This window comes from Rhizobium sp. 18055, from assembly GCF_902706285.1.
GTDB lineage: Bacteria > Pseudomonadota > Alphaproteobacteria > Rhizobiales > Rhizobiaceae > Rhizobium.
Genome location: NZ_CACSKD010000412.1, coordinates 1 through 405, shown reverse-complemented (window position 1 = coordinate 405; position 405 = coordinate 1). Strand labels below are relative to the sequence as shown.

At 69.6% G+C, this 405-nt stretch carries 1 protein-coding gene; it reads right to left on the bottom strand.

What is annotated here, in order from left to right; all coding sequences use genetic code 11:
• A partial coding sequence (locus GVL52_RS29760; protein WP_280179139.1) for a Clp protease N-terminal domain-containing protein occupies positions 1–391 on the bottom strand: 391 nt, incomplete at its 3' end.
• Positions 392–405 lie beyond the last annotated feature (14 nt).

The window sequence follows — 405 nt, the reverse complement described above, 5'->3', positions numbered from 1 at the left end:
GCGTCAGGCCGTGCTCGCGCGCCAGCTGGGCGGTATCGCCCTTGCCGTCCACGAGCGCGAGCAGGAAGAGTTCGCCCGCGATGAACTGGTCGCCGCGCTTGATCGCCTCCTTCTCGGTGGCCTGCAGCAGCCGGCCCAGCTCGGGCCCGACCTGCACCTGGTCCTGCCCCTGCACCTGGGGCAGCCGCTTGATGGCGTTCTCCGCCGCCGTCTGCAGGGCGGACACGTTGGCACCGGAGCGCTGCAGCAGCGCGCGCGGGCCTTCCTGCTGCCGCAGCATGGCGGCCAGCAGGTGGACGGGTTCGATGTAGGCATTGTCATTGCCCAGCGCGAGCGATTGCGCGTCGCCGAGGGCTTCCTGGAACTTGGTGGTGAGTTTGTCGAGACGCATGGCCTGTGGTCCTC